General features: G+C 71.1%; 12 protein-coding genes. 7 read left to right on the forward strand and 5 right to left on the reverse strand.

Going from position 1 to position 18182, the window contains the following annotated elements:
* The first annotated feature begins 74 nt into the window (after positions 1 to 74).
* From FBY41_RS03385 to rarD, 3 genes are read left to right on the forward strand one after another with little or no spacing between them, the layout of a single operon-like run.
* A complete protein-coding gene (locus FBY41_RS03385) occupies positions 75 to 1973 on the forward strand; it encodes a 2-oxoacid:acceptor oxidoreductase subunit alpha (protein ID WP_141841980.1) in 1899 nt (632 codons plus the stop codon).
* Positions 1970 to 3073: a 2-oxoacid:ferredoxin oxidoreductase subunit beta gene (locus tag FBY41_RS03390; RefSeq protein WP_260439534.1), complete on the forward strand. Its 1104-nt coding sequence runs from the start codon at positions 1970 to 1972 to the stop codon at positions 3071 to 3073. The genes FBY41_RS03385 and FBY41_RS03390 overlap by 4 nt, the downstream gene beginning before the upstream one ends.
* A complete protein-coding gene (gene rarD, locus FBY41_RS03395; protein WP_375869854.1) occupies positions 3070 to 4107 on the forward strand; it encodes an EamA family transporter RarD in 1038 nt (345 codons plus the stop codon). Before FBY41_RS03390 ends, rarD begins: the two co-directional genes overlap by 4 nt.
* Before the next feature lie 110 nt (positions 4108 to 4217).
* Here rarD and FBY41_RS03400 read toward each other — a convergent pair whose 3' ends face one another.
* Positions 4218 to 5963, reverse strand: coding sequence for a sialidase family protein (locus tag FBY41_RS03400; protein WP_141841981.1), 1746 nt, complete (start codon positions 5961 to 5963; stop codon positions 4218 to 4220).
* A 172-nt stretch (positions 5964 to 6135) separates the two neighbouring features.
* Between FBY41_RS03400 and FBY41_RS03405 the strand changes: the two genes are divergently transcribed.
* The 4 genes from FBY41_RS03405 (at position 6136) to FBY41_RS03420 (ending at position 11797) form a co-directional block, all read left to right on the forward strand.
* Positions 6136 to 7674, forward strand: coding sequence for an MFS transporter (locus tag FBY41_RS03405; protein ID WP_141841982.1), 1539 nt, complete (start codon positions 6136 to 6138; stop codon positions 7672 to 7674).
* 8 nt (positions 7675 to 7682) lie between these two features.
* On the forward strand, positions 7683 to 9119 hold the full coding sequence (locus FBY41_RS03410; protein ID WP_141841983.1) for a class II fumarate hydratase: 1437 nt from the start codon (positions 7683 to 7685) through the stop codon (positions 9117 to 9119).
* 187 nt (positions 9120 to 9306) lie between these two features.
* On the forward strand, positions 9307 to 10479 hold the full coding sequence (locus tag FBY41_RS03415) for an alanine racemase (RefSeq protein ID WP_141841984.1): 1173 nt from the start codon (positions 9307 to 9309) through the stop codon (positions 10477 to 10479).
* Between the two features lies 1 nt (position 10480).
* Complete coding sequence (locus tag FBY41_RS03420; RefSeq protein WP_260439535.1) at positions 10481 to 11797, forward strand: D-arabinono-1,4-lactone oxidase; 1317 nt, start codon at positions 10481 to 10483, stop codon at positions 11795 to 11797.
* A 93-nt stretch (positions 11798 to 11890) separates the two neighbouring features.
* On the opposite strand, the gene FBY41_RS03425 is transcribed toward FBY41_RS03420, so the two are convergent.
* The 4 genes from FBY41_RS03425 to nuoL form a co-directional block, all read right to left on the reverse strand.
* On the reverse strand, positions 11891 to 12901 hold the full coding sequence (locus FBY41_RS03425) for a polyprenyl synthetase family protein (protein ID WP_141841986.1): 1011 nt from the start codon (positions 12899 to 12901) through the stop codon (positions 11891 to 11893).
* A 34-nt stretch (positions 12902 to 12935) separates the two neighbouring features.
* On the reverse strand, positions 12936 to 14468 hold the full coding sequence (gene nuoN / locus FBY41_RS03430; protein ID WP_375869859.1) for an NADH-quinone oxidoreductase subunit NuoN: 1533 nt from the start codon (positions 14466 to 14468) through the stop codon (positions 12936 to 12938).
* An 83-nt stretch (positions 14469 to 14551) separates the two neighbouring features.
* The gene (locus tag FBY41_RS03435; RefSeq protein ID WP_141843087.1) at positions 14552 to 16159 is read right to left on the reverse strand and encodes an NADH-quinone oxidoreductase subunit M; all 1608 of its coding nucleotides are present in this window, start codon (positions 16157 to 16159) and stop codon (positions 14552 to 14554) included.
* 8 nt (positions 16160 to 16167) lie between these two features.
* Positions 16168 to 18180, reverse strand: coding sequence for an NADH-quinone oxidoreductase subunit L (gene nuoL / locus FBY41_RS03440; RefSeq protein ID WP_141841987.1), 2013 nt, complete (start codon positions 18178 to 18180; stop codon positions 16168 to 16170).
* Between the last annotated feature and the right edge of the window lie 2 nt (positions 18181 to 18182).

The following is an 18182-nucleotide window of genomic DNA, read 5'->3' on the forward strand; positions in this document are numbered from 1 at the left end:
GCACCAGAGCGTTGGGTCCGGTATCTCCGCCGGCAGACGGCTACCGCAGCAACAACCCGAGGACGTCGTAGCGCATGAGCACGAAACTGGTCCAGAAGCTCGATCGCGTGGTCATCCGATTCGCCGGGGACTCCGGCGACGGCATGCAGCTGACCGGCGACCGCTTCACGTCGGAGACGGCCCTGCTCGGCAACGACCTCTCGACGCTGCCCAACTTCCCCGCCGAGATCCGGGCGCCCCAGGGCACCCTCCCCGGGGTCTCGAGCTTCCAGCTACACTTCGCCGACCACGACGTGCTCACCCCGGGCGACGCCCCCGACGTGCTCGTCGCGATGAACCCCGCGGCCCTGCGCGCCAACCTCGGCGACCTGCCCCGCGGCGCGAGCATCATCGTCAACACCGACGAGTTCACCAAGCGCAACCTCGCCAAGGTCGGATATGCCGTGAGCCCCCTCGACGACGGGTCGCTCGAGGCGTGGCACGTGCACCCCGTCGCGATCACCTCGATCGCCGTCGAGGCTCTCGCCTCCTTCACCGACCTGACCCGCAAGGAGAAGGAGCGCGCCAAGAACATGTTCGCGCTCGGCCTCCTGTCGTGGCTCTACACGCGGCCGACCGAGGGCACCGAGTCCTTCCTCAAGAGCAAGTTCGCCGACCGCCCCGAGATCCTCGAGGCCAACCTCGCGGCGCTGCGGGCCGGGTACAACTACGGCGAGACGACCGAGGACTTCGCCGTGTCCTACGAGGTCGCCCCGGCGACGATGCGCGAGGGCACCTACCGCAACGTGACGGGCAACGTGGCGCTCTCGCTCGGGCTCGTCGCGGCCGCCCACCGGGCCGGCCTGCCGCTCTTCCTCGGCAGCTACCCGATCACGCCGGCCTCCGACATCCTCCACACCCTCGCCGGGCTCAAGCGCTACGGCGTCGCGACGATGCAGGCCGAGGACGAGATCGCCGGCGTCGGGGCGGCCCTCGGCGCCTCCTTCGGCGGGGCGCTCGGCGTCACGACGACCAGCGGCCCGGGCCTCGCGCTCAAGGCCGAGACGATCGGCCTCGCCGTGTCGCTCGAGCTGCCGCTCGTCGTCTGCGACATCCAGCGCGGCGGCCCCTCGACCGGCCTGCCTACGAAGACCGAGCAGGCCGACCTCCTCCAGGCCCTCTTCGGCCGCAACGGCGAGTCGCCGGTCGCGGTCGTCGCACCGTCGACGCCCTCCGACTGCTTCGACATCGCCGTCGAGGCGGTGCGCATCGCGACGACCTACCGCACGCCGGTCATCGTCCTGTCCGATGGCTACCTCGCCAACGGCTCGGAGCCGTGGCGCCTGCCGCGCACGGCCGAGCTGCCCGACATCGCCGTGGAGTTCGCCACCGAGCCCAACGCCGTCGACGCCAAGGGCGCGCCGGTCTTCCACCCCTACCTGCGCGACCCCGAGACCCTCGCCCGGCCGTGGGCCGTGCCCGGCACTCCCGGCCTCGAGCACCGCGTCGGTGGCATCGAGAAGGCCGACGTCACGGGCAACATCTCCTACGACCCCGACAACCACGACCACATGACCCGGCTGCGCCAGGCGAAGATCGACGGCATCGCCGACACGATCGCTCCGCTCGCCGTCGACGACCCGACGCGTGACGCCGAGGTGCTCGTGGTCGGCTGGGGCTCGACCTACGGACCCATCGCCGCCGCGGTGCGCGAGGCGCGCGCTCGTGGAGGCCGGGTCGCCCAGGCGCACCTGCGCCACCTCAACCCGTTCCCCGCCAACACCGGCGAGGTGCTGCGCGGCTACCAGCGCGTCATCGTCCCCGAGATGAACCTCGGCCAGCTCTCGATGCTCCTGCGCGCGAAGTACCTCGTCGACATCGAGTCGCACACGTCGGTGCGCGGGCTGCCTTTCCAGGCAGGCGATCTCGCCGACGTCATCAGCGCCGCCGTCGCGTCCGTCTCGCACGCGCCCCTGAAGGAGACCGCACAGTGACCACCGACCTCGGTATGCCGTCCGGCCCGGGCTCTGCGCCCGTCGACTCCCGCGACGCGGCCTCCGGCACCACCGGCGTGCCTCGCCTCGCCGACGGCACGGCGCTGACGAAGAAGGACTTCACCTCCGACCAGGAGGTGCGCTGGTGCCCGGGGTGCGGCGACTACGCGATCCTCGCCGCCGTCCAGGGATTCCTGCCCGAACTCGGGCTCAAGCGCGAGAACATCGTCTTCGTCTCGGGCATCGGGTGCAGCTCGCGCTTCCCGTACTACCTCGACACCTACGGCATGCACTCGATCCACGGCCGCGCCCCCGCGATCGCGACCGGTCTCACGGCCACCCGCGAGGACCTCTCGGTCTGGGTCGTCACCGGTGACGGCGACGCGCTCTCGATCGGTGGCAACCACCTCATCCACGCGCTGCGCCGCAACGTCAACCTCAAGATCCTGCTCTTCAACAACGAGATCTACGGCCTGACGAAGGGGCAGTACTCCCCCACCTCGCACGTCGGGCAGGTGACGAAGTCGAGCCCGCTCGGCTCGCTCGACCGGCCCTTCAACCCCGTCTCGCTCGCCCTCGGTGCCGAGGCGACCTTCGTCGCGCGGACCATGGACTCCGACCGCCAGCACCTGACGGCGGTGCTGCGCGCGGCGGCCGAGCACCGCGGCTCGGCCCTCGTCGAGATCTACCAGAACTGCCCGATCTTCAACGACGGGGTCTTCGACGTCCTCAAGGACCGCACCGAGGCGGCGGCCCGCATCCTGCACCTCACCGACGGCGAGGAGGTTGCGGCCGGTGACACCGTGGTGGTGCGAGACGACCAGGGCGTCATGACCGTGGCCCCGCGGGCAGAGGCCGACCCGACGCGCATCGTCGTGCACGACCCGGCCGCCGACGACCCTTCGGCGGCGTTCGCGCTCTCGCGCCTCGACTCCCCCGACCTCGGTCACGTGCCGATGGGGATCTTCCGCAACGTGGCCCGCCCGACCTACGACGACTCGCTGCGCGAGCAGATCGCGTCCGCCCGCACCGGCGAGGTCACCGACGCCGACATCGACGCCCTCCTCGCCGGCCGGGACACCTGGACCGTGCGGGCGTGAGCTCCCGCGACACGCGGGCCACGGGCGAGACGCCGGGTCTCGCCGAGCCCGAGGGAGCGCTCGACGGGCCCCTCGACGGCGGCTTCGTCCCCGGTGGCAGCACGCCCCCGCGCGAGGTCAGGCGGGGCGTCCTGCTCGGCTTCGCGGCATACGGGCTATGGGGGCTCTTCCCGCTCTACTTCGACGCGCTCAAGCCCGCCGGAGCGTGGGAGATCCTCGCGAACCGCATCCTCTGGACGATGCTCTTCTGCGTCCTCGTGCTGCTCGTGCGACGCGACTTCGACTGGATCGGGCCGCTGCTGCGCCGGCCCCGGCTGCTCGCAGGCACGGCGGTCGCCGCGGTGCTCATCGCGGTCAACTGGGTCGTCTACGTCGCGGCGGTGACGTCGGGCAACACGTCGGAGGCGGCCCTCGGCTACTTCCTCAACCCGCTCGTCACGGTCGCCCTCGGGGTCATCGTGCTCGGTGAGCGGCTCCGCCGCCTCCAGTGGGTCGCGGTCGGCATCGGCGTGGCCGCCGGGATCTACCTCGCGGTGACGGGCGGGCGCGTGCCGTGGATCGCGCTGACGCTCGCGCTGTCGTTCGCGCTCTACGGGCTGACGAAGAAGAAGGTCGGCGTGAGCCTCGAGGCGCTGCACGGCCTCACCGTCGAGACGGTCGTGCTCGCACCGGTCGCGGTCGCCGCCGTCGTCATCGTCGGCGCGCAGGGCGGTCTCGCCTTCGGGCAGCACGGCCCGTGGCACACGAGCCTGCTCGTGCTGTCCGGTGTCGTGACCGCGCTGCCGCTGCTCTGCTTCGCCGCCGCGGCCCGGCGCATCCCGCTCGTCACGATCGGGCTCATCCAGTTCATCACGCCGGTCATGCAGCTGCTCTGCGCCGTCCTGCTGCTCGGTGAGCACATGCCCGCGGAGCGCTGGGTCGGCTTCGGCATCGTGTGGCTCGCGCTCATCGTGCTGACCATCGACTCCCTCGGCAGCCTCCGGGCCAACCGGGCCGCGCAACGGGACCTCCCGGTCAACGACTGCCCGAGCTGAGCGGCCGGCCGGCCGGCCGTGCGAGGCCCGACCTCGGCGCGACGAGCCGAACCCACCGGGGCAGCCACACGGCATACGGCTGGGGCTGCCCCGGCAGGCTCACGACGCGGTCAGGGGGTCGTCGGGTCGGCCCACCAACCTCCGCGGATGTCGCTGTTGCCGAAGGTCGCCGGGCACACGCCGATGACGTCGGGGGGCGCGGTGGGCGACGATCCGTAGAGCGAGGCGCGGTAGTCGTCGATCGCCGGGCAGTGCTCCGCGTTCGACGCGTCGTTCCACACCCCGACGACACCGTCACGCGTAGCGCTCGCGTAGACGTAGTCGCCGAGGAACTCGGCGGTCAGCCCGTTCTGGCTCGTGCCGCGCGGGTCCCCGACGGCGCTGCGGTCGAGCGATGCCCACCCCGTCGGCATGCCACCCGCGACGTCGGCGTGCCACAGCTGGCCCACGAGCCCGCGGGGGGCGCTCGTGTTGGTGCGGTAGGTCGTCGTGAAGGCGTTGTCGACGACGTAGAGGTCCTTGCCGTCGGGCGAGAGGGCGGGCGCCGTGTATACGGGTCGGTCACCCGGCGGCAGCGGGACGGCGTCAGGCGCGGTCCACGTGGCCCCGCCGTCCGTCGAGCTCGTCCAGAGCAGCTGCTCATGGTTCAGACCGGCCGTGCCGTCGGCCCAGGTCATGACGATCTGGTCGGTGGCGCCGGCGCCGGACGGGGCCCCGTTGGCGATGTCGACGCTGGGCCCGGAGGCGAGGTCGACGCGCGCGCCGGCGATGCCGTCCATGGTCGGGCGGCCGAGCACGGGGTCGAGCACGCCGGGGCTCACGACGGGTGCGACGAGCTGCGGGCCCTGCCAGTGGGCACCGCCGTCGGTCGAGCGGTACATGAGCTGGAACTGCTTGCCGCCGCGCACGCCGATGCCGAAGACGTAGACGTTGCCCTGGCTGTCGCTGCGGATCGTGCAGCCATCGGCCTGCTGGTTGATCCCGTTGTCGGTTGCCGGCCCGACCTGCTTCGTCGTCCACGTCGCTCCGCCGTCCGTGGAGCGGGAGACGATGAGCGGGGTCGGGAAGGCGTTGCCGTGACTGTTGCTGCGGAACGACGCCCAGCAGACGTAGACGTTGCCGAAGTAGCGGCTCGACGAGGCGTTGTCAGCCCAGATCTGCTCCTTGTCGGAGAAGGTGGTCGACGACTGCTTCGAGATGATGACGGGCGCCTTCCAGGCGGACGCGTCACCCGCGGCCGCGGCCCGCGGGTCGTCCGTCCTCGAGACCGCGATCGCCTCGAAGCCCTTGACGGTGCTCGAGGTCGGGAAGTTCGAGGTGAGGTTCGCGTAGTAGAGGCGGGAGCCGTTGTCCCACGAGAACGAGTCGTTCGGGCCCGGACGCGGCCCGAAGGCGAGCGCCGGGTCGCCGTCGGAGACGAGGCCGTTCTCGTAGTACTTCGGCAGGGTGCCGATGGGGCCCGTCGTCGGGGCGCACGCGTCGGGGCCGAGGCAGTGGCGCGCCGTGAAGCCCTCGTAGGTCGGCTGGGTCCAGCTCGACCCGCCGGTGAAGGAGAAGTACACGCCGGACACGCCGACCCCGTCCGTGAACGGGCACGTGGTCGGGTCGCCCGCCGCGCACGACTCCTCGTCGATCTCGTCGTTGGCGCCGGCCGCGACGACGCTCGGCTCGTGAGCGTCCACGGCGACGGCCGGCTCGTTCTGCTTGTTCTGAGAGAACGGCGTCGGTGGGCTGCCGACGCTGACGAGCACGTCGGACGGCGGGGGTGGTGGCGGTGTTGCCCAGGCTGCCGCGGCGCCGGTCAGCGCCAGGGCGGCGCTTGCCAGGACAGCGGGCAGGATGCGGGGGTGACCCATGACTCCTCCTTGTGATGGACGTGGAGGTCGTCGGCGCGAGTGCGCACTGGCGGCCACCTCATAGCGTCCGCCTTTTGAGGGCCCGATGGCACCCAGAACGGCCACCGATTTCGGCCGATCTGCGGTGTCGTCGCCGAGCCGAGCGGCGCGGGCCGCATGACAGACTGCGCAGGTGAGCGACATCGGCCTCGCCACCCGCACCGGGCGGCTCGTCGTCACCGCCGCCGTGCTCGGCTCGGGAATGGTGATGCTCGACGGCACCGTCGTCAACGTCGCCCTCGTCCGCGTCGGGGCCGAGCTCGGGGCCAGCATGGCCGATCTCCAGTGGATCACCAACGGCTACCTGCTGGCTCTCGCGTCGCTCATCCTGCTCGGCGGCTCGCTCGGTGACCGCTTCGGGCGGCGCCGGGTCTTCGTCATCGGGGTCATCTGGTTCACGGCCGCGTCCGTGGCCTGCGGGCTGGCCCAGTCGCCCGTCCAGCTCGTCGTCGCGCGGGTGCTCCAGGGGGTCGGTGGCGCGCTGCTGACACCCGGCAGCCTCGCCCTCCTCCAGGCCAGCTTCCGGCGCGAGGACCGCGCCGCGGCGATCGGCGCCTGGTCGGGGCTCGGCGGCGTCGCTGCGGCCATCGGGCCGTTCATCGGCGGCTGGCTGGTCGAGTACGCGTCGTGGCGGTGGGCCTTCCTGCTCAACGTGCCGATCGGCATCGCCACCGTGTGGGTGGCCCAGGTGGCGGTGCCGGAGAGCCGTGACGAGCTGGCGTCAGACCAGTTCGACGTCGTCGGAGCGCTGCTCGCCACGGCTGCCCTCGGGCTGACGACGTTCGCGCTCATCGAGCACGCGTCGCTCGGCGCCGGTCTCGCGCTCGCCGTCGCCGGGCTCGGGGTGGTCGCCGCCGGGGGCTTCGTCGCGGTCGAGCGGGCGAGCACCCATCCGCTCGTGCCGCTCGACCTCTTCGCCTCGCGGCAGTTCAGCGCCGCCAACGGGATGACGCTGCTCGTGTATGCCGCCCTCGGCGCCCTCTTCTTCTTCCTCAGTCTCCAGCTCCAGACGGTGCTCGGCTGGGGACCCCTGCCGGCCGGCGTCGCGACCCTGCCGATCACCGTGCTCATGCTGCTGCTCGCCGCCCGGGGCGGGCGGCTCGCTGCCCGGATCGGCCCGCGCCTGCCGATGACGCTCGGCCCGCTCGTGTGCGCGGTCGGCGCTGCGCTGCTGTCCGGCGTCGACGCCGGCTCCACCTACTGGACGGGCGTGCTGCCCGGCGTCACCGTCTTCGGTCTCGGGCTCACGCTGCTCGTCGCCCCCCTCACCGCCACCGTCCTCGACGCCGCCCCCGACCGGTATGCCGGTGTGGCCAGTGGCGTCAACAACGCCGTCGCCCGCGCGGGCAGCCTGCTCGCCGTCGCGGCGCTGCCGGCCGTCCTGGGGCTCACGGGCGAGGACTACGCCGACCCCGCCGCCTTCTCGGCCGCCTACGCGTCGGCCATGTGGATCTGTTCCGGGATGCTCGCCGCCGGCGGCGTCCTCTCGTGGCTGCTCATCCGCAACCCGGCGCCCCCGGCCCCGACGCCGGTGCAGCCCACCGCCCCGCAGCGGGTGGCGCGGCGGCTGGCGCCGGCCCCGGCCGGCTGGTCGTGCGCCGGGGCCGAGGGCTGCCCCGGGCATGCCACGGCTGCGGCCCCCGAGCCGGAGCCCGAGCCGGAGCGCGCATGATGGGTGACATGAGCGACACGGAGCACGACGTCCGCATCGAGCACGACTCGATGGGCGAGGTGGAGGTCCCGGCGGCGGCCCTCTGGGGAGCCCAGACCGCACGGGCCGTCGAGAACTTCCCCATCAGCGGCCAGCCCGTGCCGCCTGAGGTCGTGCACGCGCTCGCCCTGCTCAAGGCTGCAGCGGCGGAGGTCAACGCCGAGCTCGGCGTCGTCGACGGCCGCCGAGCCGAGGCGATCGTGGCGGCCGCGCGTGAGGTGTCCGCGGGGCGGCACGACGGCGAGTTCCCGGTCGACGTCTTCCAGACCGGGTCGGGCACGTCGACCAACATGAACGTCAACGAGGTGCTCGCGCGGATCGCCCATCTCGACAGTGGCCTGGACGTGCATCCCAACGACCACGTCAACGCCGGGCAGTCGAGCAACGACACGTTCCCGAGCGCGCTGCGCATCGCTGCGACCCTCGGCGCGGTCCGCGAGCTCGCCCCCGCGCTCGACCACCTCGCGGCGTCGCTGGCACGCAAGGAGGTCGAGTTCGCCGACGTCGTCAAGGCGGGGCGGACCCACCTCATGGACGCCGTGCCCGTCACCCTGGGTCAGGAGTTCGGTGGCTACCGGCGCCAGATCGAGCTCGGTGCTGCCCGGGTGCGGTCTGCGGCCGAGGCGACGTCCGAGCTGCCCCTTGGCGGCACTGCCGCAGGGACCGGGCTCAACGCCGAGCCAGGCTTCGCGGCAGCCGTCATCGCCCGCGTCGCCGAGGTGACCGGGCTGTCGTTGCGAGAGGCTGCCGACCATTTCGAGGCCCAGTCGGCCCAGGACGCCGTCGTCGAGCTGTCGGGCGCGCTCAAGGTCGTGGCCGTCAGCCTGACGAAGATCTGCAACGACCTGCGCTGGATGAGCTCCGGGCCGAGGACGGGCCTCGGCGAGATCCACCTGCCCGACCTGCAGCCGGGGTCGAGCATCATGCCCGGCAAGGTCAACCCGGTCGTGCCGGAGGCGACCCTCATGGCCTGTGCCCAGGTCATCGGCAACGATGTCACGGTCACGGTGGCCGGCGCTGCCGGCAACTTCGAGCTCAACGTCATGCTGCCGGTCATCGCCAAGAACGTGCTCGAGTCGATCCGGCTGCTGACGAGCACGAGCCGGCTGCTCGCAGACCGCTGCGTCGACGGCATCACGGCGGAGGTCGAGCACGCGCGGGCCCTTGCCGAGGGGTCACCCTCGATCGTCACCCCGCTCAACCGCTACATCGGCTACGAGGCGGCCGCGGCCGTCGTCAAGCAGGCCCTCGCCGAGCGGCGGAGCGTGCGCGAGGTCGTCGTCGAGCGTGGTCACGTCGCCGACGGCCAGCTGACCGAGCAGCAGCTCGACGAGGCCCTCGACGTCCTCGCGATGGCCCGGCGGCCGGCCCTCCCCGATCGAGAGAGCAACCCGTCGGGTAGTTGAGGTGTTGACCACCAGACGAACCGCTCTGTCGATTCCCGCACGGGGCGCCTCTCCCATTCTCAAGCGCGCCCCCTTTCCCTAATCGAGAGAGCAATCCGTCGGGTAGTTGACGTGTTGATGACCCGACGAACCGCTCTGTCGATTGGCGGGGGGTTGCCTCTTCGGGTGGCGCAGTAGGGTGCGGTCCATGTCTCGCCGCCTGCCTGCGCCCGTTGCCGCGCGCCTGTCCAGGGCGACGCGCGACCTCGCCGCCCCGCTCGCCGTCGTCGACCTCGACGCCTTCGACGCCAACGCCGCCACCCTCGTGGGCCGGGCGCACGGGCTGCCCATCCGCATCGCGACGAAGTCGCTGCGCAGCCGGCCGCTCATCGAGCGCGCCCTGCGCCACGACGGCTTCGCGGGCCTCATGTGCTACGCCGTGCCGGAGGCGCTGTGGTGGGCGAGGGCGGGCCACCGCAACCTCATGGTGGCCTACCCGAGCGTCGACGTGCCGGCCCTGGCGGAGCTCGCGACCGACCCGGCGCTGACCGCCGCGGTCACCGTCATGGTCGACAGCATCGAGCACGTCGACTTCATCGCCCGCCACGTCGAGGAGCACGTGGGGCTACGGGTGGCCGTCGATGTCGACGCGTCGCTGCGCATCGGCCCCGCCCACCTCGGGGTGCGCCGCTCGCCGACGCGCACCCCGCAGCAGGTCGAGGCCGTCATCCGCAGGGCGCAGGAGCGAGGGCTCGTCGTCGCCGGCCTGATGTTCTATGACGCGCAGATCGCCGGCCTGCCCGACTCGTCGCCAGCGGTGAGGCAGGTCAAGGTCCGTTCCCACCGTGAGCTGCTTGCTCGCCGGGCCGAGATCGTCTCTGCCGCAAGGGCGCTCACCGACCTCGACTTCGTCAACGGTGGTGGAACCGGAAGCCTGCACGTCACGGGTCTCGACCCGTCCCTCACCGAGCTCGCCGCCGGCTCCGGCCTCTACGCACCCACCCTCTTCGACGGCTACGACGGCCTCGTGCTCCAGCCCGCAGCCTTCTTCGGCACGCCCGTCGTGCGCCGACCTGCGGAGGGCATGGTCACGGCATACAGCGGCGGCTACATCGCCTCGGGCCCGCCCGGATGGTCGCGCGTGCCTGCCCCGCTCGACGAGCAGGGCCTCGAGCTCGTGCGCACCGAGGGCACGGGCGAGGTGCAGACCCCCCTCAAGGGCGCTGCCGCCGACGCGCTCTCCTTGGGTGATCGGATATGGTTCCGCCACGCCAAGGCGGGCGAGCTGGCCGAGCGCTTCACGGAGTTCGTCCTCGTGGCGGGCGACGAGGTCGTCGGGCGAGCCGCGACCTACCGTGGAGAAGGGCAGTGCTTTGGGTGACGTGACGCCAGCGGTCCGGCGGGTCGAGTGGAGCAACTGGGCCGGCACCGAGTCGACGAGGCTCGTGCGGGTCGCGACCCCGCGCAACGAGGCCGAGGTCGTCGACGAGGTGCGCGCCGCGGCGGCACGGGGCCTGCGCGTCAAGGCGATCGGCGCCGGTCACTCCTTCACGGGGGTCGCCGTCACCGACGGGCTCCAGCTGCGCCTCGGCGCCCTGACCGGGGTCATGTCGATCGACGCGACGCGTGGCGAGGCGACGGTCCGCGCCGGCACGCCGCTGCACGTGCTCAACGAGGAGCTCGCAGCCTTCGGGTATGCGTTGCCCAACCTCGGCGACATCGACCGCCAGAGCATCGCCGGAGCAACCGGCACCGGCACCCACGGGACGGGTCTGCGCCTCACCGGGCTCTCCGCCGGCATCCGCGCGCTGCGTCTCGTGCTCGCCGACGGGTCGGTCGTCACGTGCTCGCCCGACCAGGACCCGGACCTCTACCAGGCCGCACGGCTCGGCCTCGGGGCACTCGGCATCGTCACCGAGCTGACGCTGGCTGTCGTGCCCGCCTTCCTGCTCCACGCGGTGGAGCGGCCGGAGCCGCTGCTCTCCCTCCTCGAGCAGGTCGACGACGCGGCGCAGGACAACGACCACTTCGAGTTCTACTGGTTCCCGCACACCGACCGCACCCTGACGAAGCGCAACAACCGCGTTCCGCCAGGCACTCCCGCCAAGCCCTTGCCCGCATGGCGCGAACGGCTCGACGACGACCTGCTGTCCAACCGCCTCTTCGAGGTGACCAACCGGATCGCGACGCGCCTGCCCCGCGCGACGAAGAGCATCAACACCCTCGCGTCGCGCGCCCTCAGCGAGCGCAGCTTCACCGATGTGTCCCATCGCGTCTTCGTCACCGCGCGCGACGTGCGCTTCGCGGAGTCGGAGTGGGCCTTCCCCCGGCACGCCCTGCGTGACGCCCTCCTCGAGCTGCGCGACTGGATCGACCGGCACGACGAGCGCATCTCCTTCCCGGTCGAGTGCCGGGTGGCGGCCGCCGACGACGTCTGGCTCTCGACGGCCTACGAGCGCGAGAGCGCCTACATCGCGGTGCACCGCTACCACCGGCAGCAGCGCGGCGGCTACTTCGACGCCTTCGAGGCGATCGCGACCGCGCACGGTGGCCGGCCGCACTGGGGCAAGATGCACACCCGAGGAGCGGACTACCTGCGCAAGAGCTACCCGCGCTTCGACGACTTCGTGGCCGTGCGCGACCGGGTCGACCCGGAGCGGCGCTTCGGCAACCCGTACCTCGAGCGCGTCCTCGGCTGACGCACGGGAGCACCGAGGGAGGGGGCGAACGGAGTGCTCTTTCGATCGGGGAGGTAGCGCGCCCGCTCAGCGATCGAGAGAGCAGTCCGTCGGTCAGCCGACGCGGTCGACGACCGAGAGGGCGAGTGCCTGCAGGGCGCTCTTGGCGTCACTCGGCGGGAGCGGGTCGAGCAGGGCACGGGCCGCGCGCGCAACGGCATACGTCTCCTCGCGGGCCTGAGCGAGCGCGGGGTGCACCCGCAGCAGCGCCAGTGCCTCGGAGACGCCGGCGTCGTCGGAGGAGAGGTCGGCGTGGAGCAGCTCGAGCAGCCGCGCGTCGGCGGGGTCGGTCGACTCCTTGGCCCGCAGCACGGCGAGCGTGTCGACGCCCTCGCGCAGGTCGGTGCCGGGCGTCTTGCCCGTCTCCTCCGCGTCGGACGCGATGTCGATGAGGTCGTCGGCGAGCTGGAAGGCGATGCCGACCTTCTCGCCGTAGTCGCGCATGAGCATCGCCGTCGCCTCGTCGCCGCCGGAGAACATCACGCCGTAGCGGCCCGCCGTGGCGATGAGCACGCCCGTCTTGTCGGCGAGCACGTCGAGGTAGTAGTCGACCGGGTCGACCTCGTCGCTCGGCGGGCGGTCGTCGCGGATCTGACCCGAACACAGCCGCACGAAGGTCTGCGCCTGGATGAGGACGGCCTCCGCGCCGAGCCCGGCGACGAGCTCGGACGCCTTGCCGAAGAGCAGGTCGCCCACGAGGATCGCCGTCGAGTTGCCGTAGGCGACGTTGGCCGCGGGCACGCCACGACGCAGCTGGGCCTCGTCCATGACGTCGTCGTGGTAGAGCGAGGCGAGGTGCGTCAGCTCAACGCCAGCGGCGGCGCGCACGACGTCGTCGTTGATGCCGCCGGTCAGCTCGGCCGCGAGCAGCGTCAGCAACGGGCGGAAGCGCTTGCCGCCGGCCTCGACGAGGTGGCCCGACGCCTTGGCGATGAACGGGTCGTCGTGGTCGACGACCTCGCGCAGCAGGGCGTCGACCCGGTCGAGGCCGTCGCTCAGCCGCGCCGCCAGCTCAGGCGTGGCGCCGGGGATCGAGAGGACCGGTGGGGTCGCGTGCGGCGTCATAGAACCCCGGTGCGCGCCGGCCTGCTCGCCACCGTCACCGGACGAACTGCGAGGCACGGTCAGCGAGGTCGAGCAGCGAGGCCGGCACGACACCGAGCGCGAGCGTGGTGAGGGTGCCGATGGCGATCGAGAACGTCGTCATGGCAGACGGGGTGACGACCTCGACCTTCTCCGCCGGCGCCTCGCTGAAGAACATCAGCACGATGACGCGGGCGTAGACGAAGACGGTGATCGCGCTGCAGAGCACACCGACGACAGCGAGCACGGTGCCGGTGGCGCCCGCGCCGACGGCCGCGGAGAACACCGCGAACTTCGACACGAAGCCCGACGTCAGCGGGATGCCGGCGAAGGCGAGCATGAGGAACGCGAACGCCGAGGCCGCGACGGGGTGGTTCTTGCCGAGCCCTGCCCACTGCGAGAGGTGCGTCGCCTCGGCGCCGTTCTGGCGCACGAGCGAGACGATGGCGAACGCGGCGATCGTCGAGAAGCCGTAGGCGACGATGTAGAAGAGCACCGCGCCGACACCCGTGCGGTCGAAGGCGAGCACGCCGACGAGGATGAAGCCCGCGTGCGCGATCGAGGAGTAGGCGAGCAGGCGCTTCATGTCGGTCTGGGTCACCGACAGCACCGACCCGACGACCATCGTCAGCAGGGCGACGATGACGAGGGCGTTGCTCCACTCCCAGCGGGCCGTGTCGAGCCCGACGTAGGCGAGGCGCAGGATCGCGCCGAAGGCGGCCGCCTTGGTGCACGCGGCCATGAAGCCGGTGACCGGCGTCGGGGCGCCCTGGTAGACGTCGGGCGTCCACGCGTGGAACGGCACCGCGCCCACCTTGAAGAGCAGACCGACGAAGACGAGGAAGGAGCCCGGAAGGAGCAGGCCGTTCATCGCGAGCGGCGCCGTGCTGATGGCCGCGGACAGGTCACCGAAGTAGACCGACCCGGCGTAGCCGTAGAGCAGGGCCGTGCCGAAGAGGAAGAACGCTGAGCTGAACGCACCGAGCAGGAAGTACTTGAGCGAGGCCTCCTGCGAGAGCAGGCGACGACGCCGGGCAAGGCCGGTGAGGATGTAGAGCGGCAGGGAGAGGACCTCGAGCGCGACGAACATGCCGATGAGGTCGTTCGTCGTCGGGAAGAGCATCATGCCGAAGATCGCGAAGACCGTCAGCGGGAAGACCTCGGAGGTGAGGGCTCCGGCGCGCGTGGCCGCGGTCTCGACCGGCGAGCCGGGCGTCGACGCGCCGCTCGGGGTGAAGGCATCGGGCCCGACGCCACCGAGACGCTCCGCCATCGTCAGCACACCGAGGATGCCCATGAGCAGGATCGCGCCCTGCAGGAAGAGGGCCGGACCGTCGATGGCCAGCGCGAAGAGCGACCGGTTGGTCGCACCGTCCGACAGGCCCATCGTGAGGCCGATGTTGCTGCTCGCCCAGTAGATCGAGACAGTCGCCGCGACGAGACCGACCACCGCCACCGTCACCTGGACCCGCTGGCGCCGCTCGCGAGCCACGAAGGCCTCGACGAGCACGCCGACGAGGGCCGTGGCGAAGACGATGAGCAGCGGCATCACCGCCTGGTAGTTGACCTCGGACGCCTGGAACGCGGCCGGAAGCGCCGACTGGTTCGACAGAGCCGGCAGAACGGCTGCAGTCACTTCGAGCTCCCTTCGGCCGCGGTGCCGGCCGGGTTGAGGGACGGAATCGCTTGCTGGACGTACGACAGGGTCTTGTCGACGGCCGGGTTGATGAAGTTCAGCGCGATGTTGGGCAGGAAGCCGAGCACGACGAAGGCCGCGATGAGCGGGGCCGCCACGAGCTTGTCGCGCGTCGTCAGGTCACGCACCGTCGTGCCACCCGAGGACTTGCGCCACCCCTCGTCGACCGTGACGCCCTCGGCCACGAGCTCCTCCGGCTTGGGGCCGGTCATGACCCGATTGAACATCAGCAGGATGTAGAGCGCGGCGAGGATGATGCCGGAGGTCGCGATGACCGTGGCGACGGGCTGCGTCGAGAACGACCCGACGAGCACGAGGAACTCCGAGACGAAGCTCGACAGGCCGGGCAGCGCCAGCCCCGACAGGCCCGCGACGAGGAAGATCCCCGCGAGGGCCGGCGTGACCCGCTGCCATCCGCCGTAGTCGCCGATGCGCTTGCTGTTGCTGTTGTGTCGCCGCACGAGCATCGCCGCGAAGAGGAACAGCGCCGCCGTCGAGAAGCCGTGGTTGACCATGTAGAGCGTGGAACCGCCCTGGCCGACGCTGGTGAAGGCGAAGATGCCGAGCACGATGAAGCCGAAGTGGCTCACCGAGGTGTAGGAGATGAGCCGCATCATGTCGGTCTGGCCGATCGCGAGCAGCGCACCGTAGATCACCGAGATGACGGCGAGCACGACGACGACCGGGGTCGCCCACTGGCTGGCCTCGGGGAAGAGCTGCAGGCAGAAGCGGATCATCCCGAAGGTGCCGACCTTGTCGAGCACGCCGACGAGCAGCGTGGCCGTGGCCGGCGTGGACTCGGTGGCGGCGTCGGGCAGCCAGGTGTGGAACGGCACCATCGGCGCCTTCACCGCGAAGGCGAGGAAGAAGCCGACGAAGAGGAGGCGCTCGGTCGTCGGGTCGATGGACAGACCCGTGAGCCGCTCGATGAGGAAGCCGTCGGTCCCGCCCGGGCCCTGGAGGTAGAGCGCGATGACCGCGACGAGCATGACGAGGCCACCGGCGAGCGAGAAGAGCAGGAACTTCATCGCGGCGTACTGCCTGCGCGCACCGCCGAAGCGGCCGATGAGGAAGTAGACCGGGATGAGCATCGCCTCGAAGAAGACGTAGAAGAGGAAGACGTCGGTCGCGGCGAAGACCCCGACCATGAAGGTCTCGAGCACGAGCAGCAGCGCGAAGTAGGTCTTGGCGCGCTGGCCACCTCGCGGGCCGACCTCCTCGGGCACGTCGTGCCAGGCCGCCAGGAGGCAGATCGGCGTCAACACGAGAGCCATGAGGATGAGCACGAGGGCGATGCCGTCGACGCCGAGCGCATAGCTCACGCCGAACTGCGGGATCCACGAGTGCTGCTCACCGAGCTGGAACTGGGCGCTCGAGCTGACGTCGAACTGCGTCGCGGCGATGATGCCGATGACGAGCGTCACGAGCGAGAAGCCGAGAGCCATCCGCTTGGCGGTCTCGGCGCTGCCCGGCACGAAGGCGACGAACAGCGCCCCGACGAGCGGGATGAGGCCGAGGATCGTCAGCCAGGGGACGGTGGACATTGCGGTCATCAGGACATCACCCAAAGAGCACCGAGGATGGCGACGACACCAGCGAGCATCGTCAGGGCATAGGAGCGTGCAAAGCCGTTCTGCAGCTTGCGCAGGCGGGACGAGGCCCCGCCGACGAGGGCTGCGAGGCCGCCGGCGGCGCCGTCGACCCCCCTGCTGTCAGCGAAGACGAGCGAGCGCGTCAGGTGGATGCCGGGCCGCATGAGGAGGGCCTCGTTGACCTGGTCCTGGTAGAGGTCGCGCCGGGCGGCCTGCGTCATGAGGTTGCCCGTGGGCGCCGTCTGCGGCACGTCGTCGCGCCAGTAGCGCATCCACGCGAGCGCGGCGCCGGCGGCGACGAGCACGAGCGTGAGGGCCATGAGCACGGGCACCGGGATGACGGGGTGGGCCCCCTCCGGCTCGGCGCCGGTGACCGGCTCGAGCCACGAGGTGAACCACCCGGTCGGGCCGAGGATGAGGCCGAGGAAGGCCGAGCCGATCGCGAGGATGATCATCGGCACCGTCATGAGCTTGCCCGACTCGTGCGGGTGCACGTCGTCGGTCCAGCGCTTCTTGCCCTGGAAGGTCATGAAGAACAGGCGCGACATGTAGAAGGCCGTGATGCCGGCACCGATGAGGGCGGCGCCACCGAAGACCCAGGGCCGCCAGCCCTCGCCGATGAACGCGGCCTCGATGATCTTGTCCTTGGACCAGAACCCCGAGAACGGCGGCACACCGAGGATCGCGAGCCAGCCGATCGCGAAGGTGGCCCACGTGATCTTCATGGCGCCCGACAGGCCGCCGAAGCGGCGCATGTCGACCTGGTCGTTCATGCCGTGCATGACCGACCCGGCTCCGAGGAACATCCCGGCCTTGAAGAAGCCGTGCATGAGCAGGTGGAAGATCGCGAAGGCGTAGCCCACCGGTCCGAGACCGGCCGCGAGCATCATGTAGCCGATCTGGCTCATCGTCGAGGCCGCGAGGGCCTTCTTGATGTCGTCCTTGGCGCAACCGACGATCGCCCCGAAGAGCAGGGTGATGGCACCGATGATGACGACGACGAGCTGGGCGGTCGGGGCGGCCTCGAAGATCGGCGCCGAGCGCACGACGAGGTAGACGCCGGCCGTGACCATGGTCGCCGCGTGGATGAGCGCCGAGACCGGCGTCGGGCCGGCCATGGCGTCACCGAGCCAGCTCTGGAGCGGGAACTGCGCCGACTTGCCGCAGGCACCGAGCAGGAGCATGAGGCCGATGGCCGTCATGAAGCCCTCGTTGGCGTTGCTGCCCGCCGCACCGAGCACCGTCGTGAAGTCGACCGCGCCGAAGTGGAAGAACATGATGATGATCGCGATGGACAGCCCGAAGTCACCGACGCGGTTGGCGACGAAGGCCTTGTTGGCCGCCGTCGCGTAGGCGGGGTTCCAGTTCCAGAAGCCGATGAGCAGGTAGGACGCCAGACCGACGCCCTCCCAGCCGACGTAGAGGAGCAGGTAGCTGTTGGCCAGCACGAGCAGCAGCATCGCCGCGACGAAGAGGTTGAGGTAGGCGAAGAAGCGCCGCTTGTCGGGATCGGAGTGGACGTGGCCGTCCTCGCCCTTGTGGTCCATGTACCCGAGTGAGTAGACGTGGATCAGCGAGCCGACGAAGGTGATGAGCAGCACGAAGGTGACCGACAGCTGGTCGACGAGCAGCCCCGCGCTCAGCTTGAACGACCCGGCGGTGATCCAGTCGAAGAGGTTGACCTCCTGCGCGCGGTCCTCGGAGCCGCGGCCGAGCATCGCGAGGAAGACGAGCAGCCCGACGACGAAGGAGCCCCAGGAGAGCAGCGTCGCGAGCAGCGGCCCGAACCTGTCGGTGCGGCGGCCTCCGAGCAGCAGCACGGCGGCGCCGAGCAGCGGCAGCGCGATGAGCAGCCAGGCGTATGCCGTGATGCCCGTTGCCGCGTGCGCCTCACCTTCGTGCGTGGCGAGCCCGGCGGCATACGTGCTCAACGAGCTCGACGAGCTCGCGAGCGTGTGGACGAGAGTTCCCATTC

It is taken from the genome of Humibacillus xanthopallidus (assembly GCF_006716675.1).
Classification (GTDB): domain Bacteria; phylum Actinomycetota; class Actinomycetes; order Actinomycetales; family Dermatophilaceae; genus Humibacillus; species Humibacillus xanthopallidus_B.

Bases quoted from the DNA above. Each gene is read 5' to 3' on its own strand.
- FBY41_RS03385 (WP_141841980.1), top strand. From the start codon at position 75: ATGAGCACGAAACTGGTCCAGAAGCTCGATCGCGTGGTCATCCGATTC.
- FBY41_RS03400 (WP_141841981.1), bottom strand. From the start codon at position 5,963: ATGGGTCACCCCCGCATCCTGCCCGCTGTCCTGGCAAGCGCCGCCCTG.
- FBY41_RS03410 (WP_141841983.1), top strand. From the start codon at position 7,683: ATGAGCGACACGGAGCACGACGTCCGCATCGAGCACGACTCGATGGGC.
- FBY41_RS03415 (WP_141841984.1), top strand. From the start codon at position 9,307: ATGTCTCGCCGCCTGCCTGCGCCCGTTGCCGCGCGCCTGTCCAGGGCG.
- FBY41_RS03425 (WP_141841986.1), bottom strand. From the start codon at position 12,901: ATGACGCCGCACGCGACCCCACCGGTCCTCTCGATCCCCGGCGCCACG.
- nuoN (WP_375869859.1), bottom strand. From the start codon at position 14,468: ATGCCGCTGCTCATCGTCTTCGCCACGGCCCTCGTCGGCGTGCTCGTC.
- FBY41_RS03435 (WP_141843087.1), bottom strand. From the start codon at position 16,159: ATGTCCACCGTCCCCTGGCTGACGATCCTCGGCCTCATCCCGCTCGTC.
- nuoL (WP_141841987.1), bottom strand. From the start codon at position 18,180: ATGGGAACTCTCGTCCACACGCTCGCGAGCTCGTCGAGCTCGTTGAGC.